Genomic DNA, 12931 nt, shown 5'->3' with positions numbered 1-12931 from the left:
AACGAACGACACGGATGACCGCATGAACGATTACCTCGCCTCCCTCTTCTCGCTCGAGGGCCGCACAGCGGTCGTCACCGGCGGCAGCTCCGGAATCGGCCGCGGCATCGCCACGGCACTCGCCCGGTCCGGTGCCGCGACGGTCGTGGTCGCTCGCGGCGAGGCCCGCATCGAGGAGACCGTCGAGGAACTCCGCGCGCACGGCTGCCGCGCGGCCGGAGTCGTCGGCGACCTCAGCACACGGTCGGGCATCCATGCCGTCGCGGAGGCCGCGGCCGAGCCGTTCGGGGAGCCCGACATCCTGGTCAACTCCGCGGGCATCAACATCCGTCCGCCGTTCGTGGAGATCACCGAAGACGACTGGGACGCGACGATGACCGTCAACGCCCTCGCGCCCTTCCTGCTCGGTCAGCGCTATGCGCAGGGCATGGCGGAGCGCGGCTACGGCAGACTTATCCACATCAGCTCCCAGCAGGCCCATCGCGCCTTCGTCGGCAGTGGCGTATACGGAGCCTCGAAGGGTGCGGCGGAGTCGCTGATGCGCTCCGAGGCAGAAGCGTGGGGAGGGACCGGCGTCACCAGCAACACGCTGGTGCCGGGGTTCGTCCTGACGCCGCTGAACGCCCGTCTGCAGCAGGACCCGGCGAAGATCGCCGAGCTGGCCGCCCGCACGATGATCGGCCGCAACGGGCTCCCGAGTGACTTCGCCGGCGCAGCCGTCTTCCTCGCTGGAGCCGGTTCGGGGTATGTCACCGGCCACTCCCTGTTCGTCGACGGTGGGCTGTCGGTGCACTGACCCCCGGCGCAGATCAGGGCTCGGCCGGGTAGACCCGTTCGTCGGGGCGGGGCTGGGCGAGCAGCGGAACCGCCGCGGTGATGGCCGCGACGGCATCGGCGCCGGCGGAGTCCGCGGGCGCTCGATCCGCACGGCGGTCGGTGAGCGCGGCTTCGGCTCCCCCGGTCACGGCCTCTTCGACCGCGGCCTCGGTGTCGAGCACGCGCGACGCCGCGACCTGCTGAGCGGCGAGTTCCGCATACAACCCGCCCCGCGCGAGCAACTCGGCGTGGGTCCCCGACTCGACGATGCGCCCCGCCTCGAGCACGTGGATCACATCGGCACCCATCACGGTGGACAGGCGGTGCGCGATGGACAGCGTCGTGCGCCCCTTCGCCGCCTCGTCGAGCGCCTCCTGCACCACGCGCTCCGACACGGTGTCGAGGGCCGACGTCGCCTCATCCAGGAGAAGCACCGGCGGATCCTTCAGCAGCACGCGCGCGATCGCGATGCGCTGCTTCTCCCCGCCCGAGAGCCGGTACCCGCGCTCACCGACCACGGTGTCGTATCCCTGTTCGAACCCGGCGATGATGTGGTGGATGTTGGCCGCGGTGCACGCGGCGATCAGCTCTTCCTCTGTCGCATCCGGGTTGGCATAGCGGAGGTTCTCGCGGATCGTCGCGTGGAACAGGTAGGTCTCCTGCGACACGATGCCCACGTGGTCGATGATCGACTCCTGCGTGAGCGTGCGCACGTCGGCCCCCGCGAAGAGCACGGAGCCGCCCTTCGCTTCGTACAACCGCGGCGCGAGGTAAAGGATCGTCGTCTTGCCCGCGCCCGAGGGGCCGACGAACGCCACGTGCTGTCCGGGCTCGGCGACGAACGAGACGCCGTCCAGTGTCGGTCGGGCGTCGGCCGAGGCGTCGGGGTAGCGGAAGAGCACATCGGCGAACTCGAGCCGCCCCTTGGGCCCCGGTGCCTCGTCGACGGTGATCGCGTCCGGAGCGTCCTGGATCTCCGGCACCAGGTCGAGGTACTCGAAGATGCGCGCGAACAGCGCCGAAGACGTCTGCAGGTCGAGCGAGACCCGCATCAGGCCCATGAGCGGCATGAGGAGCCGCGCCTGCACCGTGGTGAACGCGACGACGGTTCCCGCCGTGATCGCCCCGGTGCCCCCGGCGATGAGATAGCCCGAGACGAGGTAGATGACCGCCGGCACGCTGGCCATGAGCACCTGCACGACCGCGAAGAAGCCCTGGCCGCTCATGGCCCTGCGCACCTGCAGGACGACCTGATTGCGGTTCTCGGCTTGATAGCGCTCCGACTCCGTGCGCTGACGGTTGAACGCCTTCGACAGCAGCATGCCCGAGACGCTCAGCGTCTCCTGGGTGATCGATGTGAGCTCGGAGAGGGACTCCTGCGTCTCGCCGGCGATCCGTGCGCGCACCTGGCCCACCTTGCGCTGGACGAAGATGAGGAACGGCATCATGATCACGGCGATGAGGGTGAGGCGCCAGTCGATCAGGATCATCGCGACGAGCGAGGCGATGACGGTCACGACGTTGCCCAGGATGCTGGTGACGGTGTTGGTCAGCACGCCGGAGACGCCGCCCACGTCGTTCTGCAGCCGGGACTGGATCACTCCGGTCTTCGTCCGCGTGAAGAATCCGAGCTCCATGGCCTGGAGATGCTCGAAAAGCTTCACCCGCAGGTCGCCGGTGACGCTGTTGCCGACGGTGGAGGTGAGCCAGGTCTGCGCCACGCCGAGGACGGCGGAGAGCAGGAAGAGCCCGACCATCGCGGCGACGAGCCAGGCCAGCAGCTCGAGATGCGGCCCGCCGCCGGCGACCGGGAACAGCGCATCGTCGAAGATGCGCTGCACGATCAGGGGCGGGATGACGGCGATCGCGGCGCCGACGACGACGAGGATCCCGGTGAGGAAGATACGCGCGCGGTAGGCACGGAACAGGGAGACGACCCGTGAGCCGAGGCCGCTGATCCGCGGCGCCTCGGCATTCAGCTTCCGCTGCGTATCCTCATCGACCCCGCGGAAGCTCGCTCCTCCACCTCGTCCACCGCCCATGCTCATGGCGCCAGCGTACTCAGCCCCCGCGACATCGAGGCCGCCCGGATCTGCCGACAGCGGATTTCTGTGAGTTCGGAATGAAATGTCCGCACCCGCCGTTACGCTGAAGGACTCTTGCGAACTCTCGCGATATCTCCATTTCTTCTTCGCCCAGGAGGCCGCCCATGTCTGCCGTCGATACCGGCTCCATCTCGACGACCCCCGCACCGGCAGCGGGTGAGATCTCGCGCAAGGACATGCGCGTGATCTGGCTGCTGCTCGTCGCCGCGTTCGTCGCCATCCTCAACGAGACCACGATGGGGATCGCGATCCCGCATCTGAACGCCGATCTCGGCATCCCGCCCGAGCTCGGCCAGTGGCTCACCAGTGCCTTCATGCTGACGATGGCCGTCGTGATCCCGACCACCGGTTTCATCCTGCAGCGCTTCACCACGCGGCAGGTCTTCATCGCCGCGATGATCGCGTTCTCGCTCGGCACGCTCGTCGCGCTGGTCGCTCCCGGTTTCTCGATCCTGCTCGTGGGGCGCGTCATCCAGGCCGCCGGTACCGGCATCATGATGCCGCTGCTGATGACGACGATCATGAACGTCGTCCCGCCGCAGTCCCGAGGTCGGATGATGGGCCGCGTCGGCCTGGTCATCTCGCTCGCCCCGGCGATCGGACCCACCATCGCCGGTGCCGTGCTCGAGACGCTGAACTGGCGCGCGCTCTTCGCGATCATCCTCCCGATCGCGCTCATCGCGCTCTTCATGGGCGTGAAGTGGATGACGAACCTCGGCGAGACCCGCGTCGTCCCGCTCGACGTCCTCTCGATCCCTCTCGCGGCGCTCGGCTTCGGCGGCATCGTGTTCGGCCTCAGCCAGTTCGGCGGCGAAGGCGGATCCGGCGAGACCACGGGCATCATCGCTCTGGTCGTCGGCGCGGTGTCGCTGGCGCTGTTCGTGTGGCGTCAGCTCATCCTGCAGCGTGTCGACGACGCACTGCTCGACCTGCGTGTCTTCCGCTCGAGCAACTTCACGTTCTCGGTGATCATCATGACGATCCTGGCGCTGTCTATGTTCGGAACGCTGACCCTGCTGCCGCAGTACCTGCAGAACGTCGCGGGGCTGAACGCCCTCGAGTCCGGCCTGATCCTGCTCCCCGGCTCGGTGCTGATGGGTCTGCTGGGTCCGGTCATGGGTCGCGTGTACGACGCGCGCGGCACGCGTCCGCTGCTGATCCCGGGCACGATCCTCGTGTCGGCGGCGCTGTTCTTCTACTCCACGGTCGGCGAGCACACCGTGTGGTGGGTGCTCATCATCGTGCAGGCGGCCATGTCCGTCGGACTGGCGATGTCGTTCACGCCCCTGTTCTCGGCCTCGCTCGGTTCGCTGCAGCGGTCGTTGTACTCGCACGGTTCCGCTGTGCTGAACACGCTCCAGCAGGTCGGCGGCGCGGCCGGTGTCGCTTTGCTGACGGTCACCTACTCGGCGATCCTGCACGCGGGCGAGGGCGAAGGCCTGTCGCGAGCAGCGGCCGGAGCACCGGGCGCGCGCATGGCGTTCCTCATCGCCGCGATCATCTCGCTCGCAGCGGTGGCGCTCAGCCCGTTCGTCCGCAAGCCCGCCGACGACGCCGGCGAGGGCTTCCACGGCGGTCACTGACCCCAGCGCTTGCACGCGACGGCGTCTGCTTCTTACTCGGCCTTCGGGGCGGGGAAGTGGCAGACGCCGTTGCTGCAATAGCCGGCGGCATCGCCCTCGAGCAGGTCCAGGGCTCCCGGGAGCGGTTGCAGCCCGATGGGCGCTTCCTGCTGCACGGTGTCCTCCGGCGTCTTCTTCATCCCTCGATCGTACGCCTGCTCCGAGGCGGTGGCGCCGAAGCCGCACGCCGGGTGCGGACAGCGGCTCGACAGCCGTTCTCCCCTACGGTTGATCCATGCTCAAACGACTCCTCGCCCGAATGTTCTGGGCGTTCAGCAGATGGACGCTCGCGAGCGAGGCAGCCCCCACACGCCCGACGGTGCTCGTCGGCGCCCCGCATACCAGCAACTGGGACTTCGTCCTCATGCTCGCGATCGCCTGGCGACTCGGCATCGACGTGCACTGGCTCGGGAAGAAGAGCCTCTTCCGCGGCTGGCGAGGTCCGCTCATGCGTGGTCTCGGCGGCATCCCCGTGGATCGCGCGGACCCGGCGCGTGTGGTGAACGATGTCGTCGGGCAGGTGCACGCCGGAACGGTCTTCGGGCTCGTGGTCACCCCGGACGGGACCCGTGGCGGCAACGAGTACTGGAAGTCGGGCTTCTACCGCATCGCGCGGGAGACGGGGATGCCGGTCACGCTCGGCTTCGTCGATCGCACGACGATGACGACGGGTCTCGGCCCCACCATCGACCTGACCGGAGACGTCGCCGCGGACATGGATCGGATCCGCGCGTTCTACGCCGACAAGGCCGGGGCACGACCCGAGCGACGCACCGAGCCGCGGCTTCGCGAGGAGCAGCCCACTCCGGATCCCGACGCCCTGGGGTGAATCACCACGGCTGCCGCTCGCATCAGTCGGCCGGCTCCTCCGCGTGTGCGCGGGCGTAGTCGAGGTCGTCATCGGTCAGGCTCTCCACCATTCCCACGACCGCTCCGGTGATGACGCGGATCTCCTCGCGGACGTCCTCGTCGAGGTGCGGGGAGTCGCCGTCGAGTACAGAGCGGCGTGCGTCCTCCGAGAGTTCGGACCACCAGTCGCTGATGGGCGGGAGCGTCATGATGCCTTCTTTCGATCCGTCGGTGCAAGAGCCTGGACATCGTGCGAGCGGCGGCACGACACTGTGATCATGACATCGGATCCTCCGCGCAGCGACCACGAACTCGATGACCGCAGGGACGGACGTGACGAGACTGCGAACGAACGCGCGGACCGCAACTGGGAAGAGCTCCTGCAGGAGCTCCGCGTGATGCAGACGGGGACCCAGATCCTCACCGGGTTCCTCCTCGCCGTGGCATTCCAGCCGAGGTTCACCGAGATGGACGAATTCCAGCGTGACCTCTACGTCGTCCTCGTCGCCCTGGCCGCGATCGCGACCATCCTGGCGCTGGCTCCCGTGGGAATGCACCGCGCCCTGTTCGGACACCGCCGCAAACCCGAGCTCGTGCGGATCGCCTCCCGGATCGTCAGGATCGATCTGATCGTGATCGGAGCGCTGACGATCGGGGTCACGATGCTGATCGTCGACTTCACGGTCAACCGCACGGCCGGGCTCGTAGCCCTGGTATCGGCGCTCGTGCTGGTGATCGCGCTGTGGGCCGCCCTCCCGCGTATCATGCGCGGCCGCCCCCGCTCCCCCGGAACCGCACCGGACTGATCACGGCCCGAGGAGCAGGGCGAAGTCAGCGACCGGCGGGACTGCGGTTCTCGGCGCTGACCATCCAGGCGAACTGCTCGAGTCGCTCGATGACCGCGTGCAGGAGATCCGCCGACGTCGGGTCTTCCTCGTCGACGGCGTCGTGCACGTCGCGCATCGTCCCGACCGCCGCCTCCAGTCGTTCGGTCACCAGATCGATGGTCTCGGTGGTCGAGACCTCCCCCGCGGGGAACGCGGGCAGAGTCGTGGTTTTGGCGATGGTGGCGCTGCGCCCGTCCGGAACCGCATGCAGGGCGCGCATCCGCTCCGCGATCGTGTCGCTGAACGCGCGCGCATCGTCGATGATCTCGTCGAGCTGGCGATGGGTGTCGCGGAAGTTGCGGCCCACGACGTTCCAGTGCGCCTGCTTCCCCTGGATCGCCAGTTCGAGCAGGTCGACGAGCACGAGTTGCAGGTTGCTCGCGAGCGCGGGAGAGGCAGTGAAGCCCTTCTCCGCATTCTGCTGACGCGTGGTCTTCACGGAGCCCTTCGTCGAGCTGCCGGTCTTCTTCGTCTTCGTTTCAGCCATGTCTGTGACCTCCTGCCGGTGAGGATAACGGCGACCTGGGCCCAGACCCGAGGGGGTTGACACCGGAAGCCCGGAGCCCGAGTGTGGCGACCGGACCCGAACGTGAGACACAAGGAGAAGCCCCGCATCGTGACAGAACAGAACGACGAGAAGGACCGGAACATCGTCATCTCGCACATCAGCGAAGCGGACGCCGGTGAAGTGCTCACCGTGCAGCGCGCGGCGTTCGTCTCGGAAGCCGCGATCTACGGGAGCGTGGACATGCCTCCCCTGACGCAGACCCTCACCGAGCTCGAGGCGGAGCTGCGCGCGGAGTCCGGCTTGACGGCCCGCATCGACGGGCGCCTCGTGGGCGCGATCCGCTTCGTGGAGAAGGACGGGATGCTCCTCATCGGGAGGATCGCGATCGCCCCCGACATGCAGGGCGAGGGCGTCGGGCGGACGCTGCTCGATCACGCGGAGCGCGCATCCAACGCACAGGTCGCCGAGCTCTTCACCGGCAGCCTGAGCGAGGCGAACATCCGCCTCTACGAGAGGTGCGGCTACGTCGAGCACGAGAGGGTGCCGGACGGCGACGGCACGGAGCAGGTGTTCCTGCGGAAGAACCTGCGAGGAGGATAAGAGCCTCCTCCGAATCGGCACAAGGGGGTTGAGGTGATCGTCCGAGTTCGGCATCGTAGCCCGGACATGTTGCGACCGTGACATGCCCCGAACGGAAGGAGAGTCTCGTGCTCACCCTCACCGACAACGCCTCCGCCATCGTGACGACGCTCGTCAGTCGCCAGACCGACGCCCCGGATGCCGGACTGCGCATCCACTCGTCCGAACCTCAGAACGCGGAGGGCGGCGCGCGTCTCGCGGTGCTCGTCGCCGCAGATCCGGAGCCCCAGGACCAGGTCGTCGAAGTCTCCGGCACCCGACTCTTCCTCGATGAGTCCGCCGTCGCCGCGCTCGACGACAAGATCCTCGATGCGGGCGTGGACGACGAGGGCTCCGTGTCGTTCGCCGTGCTCCCTCAGGTCGCCTGACCGAAGGATTCCGGATGCCGCGGCCGATTCGGTCGCGGCATCCGTCGTGTATCGAACATCACATTTCAGATCTTTCGACCTGCCGTGCGCGAGACAGGATGCGTGACTCCAATAGCCTGTGACCATGCGTCGTTCCCTCGCCCCCGCACTGGCGCTCGCCGTGTCTGCTCTCGTTCTCATCGGGTGCGCTTCACCCACCTCGGCGGAGCCCCGCACGAGCCCTACGCCTGCCTCGTCATCGCCGACGCCCAGTCCGACGGTCGAGATCGATCCCCAGATCGTCGTTTCCCTCGACGGCATCGTCGTCACCGACGAATCCGGCACCCGGAGCGCCGCCTTCGAGGATCCCGCCGGGTTGTTGGACTTGCTGGAGGACACGACCGGCGAGCTGCCGGAACCGGAGAAGGTCGAGAACGCCCCCGGCTACGACTCCGCGTTCGTGAACTACACGTGGGACGGGCTCCGAGTGTTCACGGACAGCGCCCTCGGGGGCCCGGCATCGATGGCGATTACCGGCCCCTCGCTTGCCGGCGTGCCAATCCAGACCGAGGAAGGCCTCGCCGTCGGGTCCACACGCGCAGAGCTCCTCGACGCGGGCGCATGGGGGATCGTCGATACCGAGGACCCCACGACCGCGGAATACGTCGGGCTGGGCGCGCGCGAGGTACCGGGAACCGAGTCGCTGACCCATCCGGGATCCGTCGGCATCCTCTACACCCTGTTTTGGCTCGACGGTGACACAGTGACGCAGATCAACATTCCCGCGAACGACTTCAGCGACGTCTGACCGCAGGCTTCCACCGCGTAACCTGGAGTGGCTCGCAATCCCGTGCGAACAGTCGAAGGGCCCCCGTGAAGATCTCTCTGCTCCGCCGTTTCGTCGTCCTCGCGGAGGAACTCCACTTTCCGCGGGCGGCCGAGAAGCTCGGCATCCCGTTGGCCTCGCTGTACACGTCGATCGACAAGCTCGAGGCCGAGGTCGGCCATCCGATCGTCCACCGCGAGGGGCAGACTCGATTGACGCACGTCGGCGAGCTCCTGCTGGTCGAGGCGAAAGCGGAGGTCGCCGCGGCGCCCGCGCCGGTGAAGAACGCCCCCGCACCCGCCGGCGGCAAGGCGAAGGCCTCGAAGGGCAAGGGCCGAACGCCCGCAGTGAAGGGTCAGCCGAAGCCTTACAAGAAGCGGCAGGGCCGCTAGGGGCTCAGTCCCAGTCGAGGTACTCCTCGATCACGACCGCGGTCTCGATCGGGTGCGTCATCGGGAAGTGATGGTCTCCCCCGTCGATGCTCTTCACGCTCGCACGCTCGGGTGCCGTCGACTGCAGCTGCTCACCGTTGGCGAACGGCGTGACGTTGTCTTTCGTCCCCTGAATGATCAGAACGGGCATCACCGGCGCGAGGGGGATGTCGAGTTCTTCGACGCCGAGCAGCGCCAGTCCGTTGACACTGTCCGCGTGCGCGACGGCGAAAGCACGTGCGACGGTGCCGCCGAATCCGTGTCCGCCGATCCAGGTGTCGCCGAGGCCGACGTGGTCGATCACGGCGAGCGCATCCTCGACGCGCTCGTCCAGCGACACCTCTTCGCCCTTGACCTCGGCGCGGTGACCGATCCGCAGCACGTGGAAGCCCGCCTCTTCGGCGAGGTAGTGCGCGACGACACCGAGGATGTCGGCCGGGAGGTCGCGCTCCTGGATCAGGACGAGCTTGACGGGTCCGTCGCCCTCATCGACGAAGGGGATCGCGCGGCCGTCGGGCTCGAAGATCTGGGTGTCGGTCATCGGCGTGAATCTCCTCGTGCCGTCGGTGTCAGGAACTCAGGCGAAACCTCCACGGCGGACGCCTGCGACCGGACCGCGACCGGAGCCGCCGTCCACCAGCGTATCCCGACCCGGCGGCCACCGAGACGAGGACTGCCGGAGCATCTTCGCCCGACGACTACCAGGCCCGCCCCCGAAGCTCGATCGTGCCCGCGGGCCACATGCGTGGTGTCGGGCCGAGCGCGAGGGTCAGGATGGGAGGCCCTGAGGGCTGCGTGGTGGGCTGACCCGTGCGATCGATAGAGTGCTCGACCGCCGAGATTCGGCGCCATCCGCACGATTCATAGAAGGAGACGACCTCCTCGCGGCAGCCGAGGTAGCCGAACTCGATCCCGCCGGCATCCGTCATCGACGCGGCCGCGTGTATCAGGAGCCGAGCACCGACGCGCTGCCCACGTGCGCGTGGGGAGATCAGCACCCCACCGACTCCCGCGACCATGACCTCCGCCGCGCCGACGCCGATCGTCCGTCGCGCCCAACCGACGTGACCCACGATCTCATCGCCGGCGCGCGCGATCAGGTGATGGTCATGGGGCGCGTAGCCGTAGGGCTGATCCGGATCCCAGGCCCCGAACTCTGCGGAGTACTCGGCGTCGAACAACTCTCGCAGTCGCGCCACGTCATTCGTGGTCAGGCGGCCGTGCGGGACGCTGTCGATGACGAGGGCCGTCATGCTTCGGCGACCTGCCCGGCCTCCACCCGCCAGTGCCGGTCGGTGTGCACCGTGGCGAGCATCCGCCGGTCGTGCGTGACGAGCAGCAGGGTTCCCTCGTACGACTCGAGCGCCTGCTCCAGCTGCTCGATCGCGGGCAGGTCGAGGTGGTTGGTGGGCTCGTCGAGCACGAGCAGGTTGATGCCGCGGGCCTGCAGCAGGGCGAGCCCTGCCCGCGTGCGCTCCCCCGGCGACAGTTCATCGACCGCGCGCGTCACGTGATCGGCCTTGAGGCCGAATTTGGCGAGGAGTGTGCGGATCTCCGCGGATGCCATCTCTGGCACGAGCTCTTCGAACGCGACCGCGAGCGGTTGCGTTCCGACGAGCTGCGCGCGGGCCTGGTCGATCTCGCCGATCTGCACGCTCGCGCCGAGGCTCGCCGTTCCCTCATCGGGAAGCTGCCGCCCCAGCAGCCCGCGGAGCAGCGTCGACTTTCCGGCACCGTTGGGACCGGTGATGCCGATGCGCTCCCCCGCGTTCACCTGCAGCGACACCGGTCCGAGTTGGAAGGATCCCTGCCGGAACACCGCCGAGCTCAGGGTCGACACGACGGAGCTGGAACGCGGGGCCGAGCCGATCGTGAACTCCAGCTGCCACTCCTTGCGCGGCTCTTCGACCTCTTCGAGCCGGGCGATCCTGCTCTCCATCTGACGCACCTTCTGCGCCTGCTTCTCGCTGGACTCGGCTGACGCCTTGCGTTTGATCTTGTCGTTGTCCGGCGCCTTCTTCATGGCGTTGCGCACACCCTGGCTCGACCACTCCCGCTGTGTGCGGGCGCGGGACACGAGGTCGGCCTTCTTATCGGCGAACTCGTCGTACTTCTCGCGCTGGTGTCGACGCACGGTGGCCCGCTCCTCGAGGTACGAGTCGTAGCCACCGCCGAACACTCTGTTGCTCCCCTGGGCGAGGTCGAGCTCCAGGACTCTGGTCACGCAGCGGGCGAGGAACTCGCGGTCGTGACTGACCAGCACGACACCGCCCCGAAGACCGCGGACGAAGGCTTCCAGGCGCTCGATCCCGTCGAGGTCGAGGTCATTGGTCGGCTCGTCGAGCAGCGCGATGTCGAAGCGAGAGAGCAGCAGCGCGGCGAGGCCCACACGGGCGGCCTGCCCACCCGACAGCGAGGTCATCATGGTGTCGGCGGGCTCATCACCCAGGTCGAGTCCGAGGTCGGCGAGCACGGCGGGGAGGCGTTCGTCGAGGTCGGCGGCACCGCTGGCCAGCCACCGATCCAACGCCGTGGAGTAGGTGTCGGCGGGGTCTGTGCCCGGAGCCGCGAGCGAGGGGTCTCCCAGGGCTGCGGCTGCGGCATCCATGTCCCTGGTCGCCGCCGCGCATCCGGTGCGGCGGGCGATGTAGTCGACGACGCTCTCTCCGACGAGGCGCTCGTGCTCCTGCGGAAGCCAGCCGACGAACGCATCCGCGGGAGCGAGCCTGATGGTGCCGGCCTGCGGCTGATCGACGCCGGCGAGCAGCTTCAGGAGGGTCGACTTTCCTGCCCCGTTGGCTCCGACGAGGCCGACGACGTCGCCGGCCGTGACGGTCAGGTCGAGCGAGTCGAACAGTGTGCGGTGGCCGTACCCGCCGGCCAGCCCTTGGGCCACGAGTGTTGCGGTCATCCGTCAATCCTGTCACCCGCGGGGGTGGTGCGCGGACCGGGTCGAGGAGAAGCAGCCTGCGTCCGTTGCCTCCTTCTTCCGCCACGGCAGGAGCGCTGCGAGCAGCAGCGCCGGACCTCCGACGAGCGTCCACGGCCCTGGGCCGGCGGGCGAGAGGACGATCTCGGGGTGCACGCGCAGCACGTTGAACGCCATCAGACAGCAGAGAGCACCCACCACGGCGATGATCACTCGCCCGACGCGCCCGCCTCCGCGCCGCGAGAAGAGCCAGGCGACGACCGCGACCGCCCACAGCACGAGGCTGACTCCGACGCCGAAGATCAAGAACATCGGCCAGGACGCGTCCGCGTCCGCCGCGAAGCCGACGGCGTTGGTCGCCGTATGCGCCACGCCCAGGCCGGCCAAGGCGAGAGCGCCGATACCGCCCGATATGCGGCGGGAACGGAGGAACCCGACTGCCCGGGTCTCGGCGGTGCTGCTTGTGCTTGTGCTTGTCGATGAGAGCATGCCCCCAGGCTGGCGCGTCCCGCATGAGTCGACCATCGCTCAGAGGTATCAGTGCCCTCCTCCGCGCGGGTGAGATCAGAAGCGGCACTAGTTGCAGATCTGACTAGTCCGACGTACGCTCTAGTCATGAGTCCGGAAGAGTGGCCGAGCGAGTGGATGAGAAGCGTGCTGGGCGTGTGCGTGCTGCGGACCCTCCTCGATGGCCCGAACTACGGGTACGCGATCACCCAGAACCTGACCGCAGCCGGACTGGGCACCGTCAAGGGCGGCACTCTCTACCCCCTCCTCGGCCGTCTGGAGGAGTCCGGGTTCGTCGAAGTCGAATGGCGTCCCGGCGACGGCGGCCCCGGCCGGAAGTACTTCTCGCTGACGGATCAGGGCCGCGCACATGCCCGGTCGATGGCCGAGCTCTGGGCCGACTTCACGAAGACCACCCGCGAGCTCACCGACGGAGCGCTCGAGAAGCGCCGGGAACTGACATGA

General features: G+C 68.2%; 17 protein-coding genes. 9 read left to right on the top strand and 8 right to left on the bottom strand.

The genetic code is table 11. The features are described 5' to 3' along the window. Window positions 1–22 precede the first annotated feature (22 nt). Window positions 23–796 carry an SDR family NAD(P)-dependent oxidoreductase gene (locus OC372_RS00650; RefSeq protein ID WP_262000631.1) on the top strand — a complete coding sequence of 258 codons (774 nt, stop codon included), beginning with the start codon at window positions 23–25 and terminating at the stop codon, window positions 794–796. A 13-nt stretch (window positions 797–809) separates the two neighbouring features. Here OC372_RS00650 and OC372_RS00645 read toward each other — a convergent pair whose 3' ends face one another. After that, window positions 810–2858: an ABC transporter ATP-binding protein gene (locus OC372_RS00645; RefSeq protein ID WP_262001216.1), complete on the bottom strand. Its 2049-nt coding sequence runs from the start codon at window positions 2856–2858 to the stop codon at window positions 810–812. A 167-nt stretch (window positions 2859–3025) separates the two neighbouring features. Between OC372_RS00645 and OC372_RS00640 the strand changes: the two genes are divergently transcribed. After that, on the top strand, window positions 3026–4504 hold the full coding sequence (locus OC372_RS00640; protein ID WP_029262930.1) for an MDR family MFS transporter: 1479 nt from the start codon (window positions 3026–3028) through the stop codon (window positions 4502–4504). A gap of 32 nt (window positions 4505–4536) precedes the next feature. Here OC372_RS00640 and OC372_RS00635 read toward each other — a convergent pair whose 3' ends face one another. Further along, window positions 4537–4683: a hypothetical protein gene (locus OC372_RS00635; RefSeq protein WP_167381615.1), complete on the bottom strand. Its 147-nt coding sequence runs from the start codon at window positions 4681–4683 to the stop codon at window positions 4537–4539. A gap of 95 nt (window positions 4684–4778) precedes the next feature. On the opposite strand from OC372_RS00635, the gene OC372_RS00630 reads away from it, so the two are divergent. Beyond that, entirely contained in the window at window positions 4779–5372 is a 594-nt protein-coding gene (locus OC372_RS00630; RefSeq protein WP_262000630.1) for a 1-acyl-sn-glycerol-3-phosphate acyltransferase, read from the top strand. A 22-nt stretch (window positions 5373–5394) separates the two neighbouring features. Here OC372_RS00630 and OC372_RS00625 read toward each other — a convergent pair whose 3' ends face one another. After that, a complete protein-coding gene (locus tag OC372_RS00625) occupies window positions 5395–5601 on the bottom strand; it encodes a hypothetical protein (protein ID WP_105709570.1) in 207 nt (68 codons plus the stop codon). A 69-nt stretch (window positions 5602–5670) separates the two neighbouring features. Between OC372_RS00625 and OC372_RS00620 the strand changes: the two genes are divergently transcribed. Further along, the gene (locus OC372_RS00620; protein ID WP_105710308.1) at window positions 5671–6198 is read left to right on the top strand and encodes a DUF6328 family protein; all 528 of its coding nucleotides are present in this window, start codon (window positions 5671–5673) and stop codon (window positions 6196–6198) included. Between the two features lie 25 nt (window positions 6199–6223). Here the strand turns inward: OC372_RS00620 and OC372_RS00615 are convergent, their stop codons facing one another. Next, window positions 6224–6766, bottom strand: a complete 543-nt coding sequence (locus tag OC372_RS00615) for a Dps family protein (RefSeq protein ID WP_105709569.1) — start codon at window positions 6764–6766, stop codon at window positions 6224–6226. Window positions 6767–6895: 129 nt separating this feature from the next. Here OC372_RS00615 and OC372_RS00610 point away from each other — a divergent pair, with 129 nt between their 5' ends. The 4 genes from OC372_RS00610 to OC372_RS00595 all read left to right on the top strand — a co-directional run bounded on the left by OC372_RS00610 (window position 6896) and on the right by OC372_RS00595 (window position 8991). Further along, window positions 6896–7387, top strand: coding sequence for a GNAT family N-acetyltransferase (locus OC372_RS00610; protein ID WP_231481819.1), 492 nt, complete (start codon window positions 6896–6898; stop codon window positions 7385–7387). Between the two features lie 107 nt (window positions 7388–7494). After that, the gene (locus tag OC372_RS00605; protein WP_029262936.1) at window positions 7495–7794 is read left to right on the top strand and encodes a Fe-S cluster assembly protein HesB; all 300 of its coding nucleotides are present in this window, start codon (window positions 7495–7497) and stop codon (window positions 7792–7794) included. Between the two features lie 124 nt (window positions 7795–7918). Then, the gene (locus OC372_RS00600; RefSeq protein WP_262000629.1) at window positions 7919–8581 is read left to right on the top strand and encodes a hypothetical protein; all 663 of its coding nucleotides are present in this window, start codon (window positions 7919–7921) and stop codon (window positions 8579–8581) included. A gap of 65 nt (window positions 8582–8646) precedes the next feature. Beyond that, window positions 8647–8991 carry a LysR family transcriptional regulator gene (locus tag OC372_RS00595; protein WP_029262938.1) on the top strand — a complete coding sequence of 115 codons (345 nt, stop codon included), beginning with the start codon at window positions 8647–8649 and terminating at the stop codon, window positions 8989–8991. 4 nt (window positions 8992–8995) lie between these two features. Here the strand turns inward: OC372_RS00595 and OC372_RS00590 are convergent, their stop codons facing one another. From OC372_RS00590 to OC372_RS00575, 4 genes are all read right to left on the bottom strand, one after another. Next, window positions 8996–9571 carry an alpha/beta fold hydrolase gene (locus OC372_RS00590; RefSeq protein ID WP_105709567.1) on the bottom strand — a complete coding sequence of 192 codons (576 nt, stop codon included), beginning with the start codon at window positions 9569–9571 and terminating at the stop codon, window positions 8996–8998. 157 nt (window positions 9572–9728) lie between these two features. Next, the gene (locus OC372_RS00585) at window positions 9729–10283 is read right to left on the bottom strand and encodes a GNAT family N-acetyltransferase (protein WP_105709566.1); all 555 of its coding nucleotides are present in this window, start codon (window positions 10281–10283) and stop codon (window positions 9729–9731) included. Next, window positions 10280–11941 (bottom strand): ABC-F family ATP-binding cassette domain-containing protein, encoded by a 1662-nt coding sequence (locus OC372_RS00580; RefSeq protein WP_262000628.1) that lies wholly within the window; start codon window positions 11939–11941, stop codon window positions 10280–10282. Before OC372_RS00580 ends, OC372_RS00585 begins: the two co-directional genes overlap by 4 nt. Before the next feature lie 12 nt (window positions 11942–11953). Next, window positions 11954–12448, bottom strand: a complete 495-nt coding sequence (locus OC372_RS00575) for a hypothetical protein (protein ID WP_262000627.1) — start codon at window positions 12446–12448, stop codon at window positions 11954–11956. A 126-nt stretch (window positions 12449–12574) separates the two neighbouring features. Between OC372_RS00575 and OC372_RS00570 the strand changes: the two genes are divergently transcribed. Next, window positions 12575–12931 carry a PadR family transcriptional regulator gene (locus OC372_RS00570; RefSeq protein WP_262000626.1) on the top strand — a complete coding sequence of 119 codons (357 nt, stop codon included), beginning with the start codon at window positions 12575–12577 and terminating at the stop codon, window positions 12929–12931.

Origin of the sequence: Microbacterium sp. Mcb102 (genome assembly GCF_024519805.1) — a bacterium.
Classification (GTDB): Bacteria; Actinomycetota; Actinomycetes; order Actinomycetales; family Microbacteriaceae; genus Microbacterium.
The sequence above is the reverse complement of the archived record's forward strand: the minus strand, read 5'-3'. Positions and strand labels throughout refer to the sequence as shown.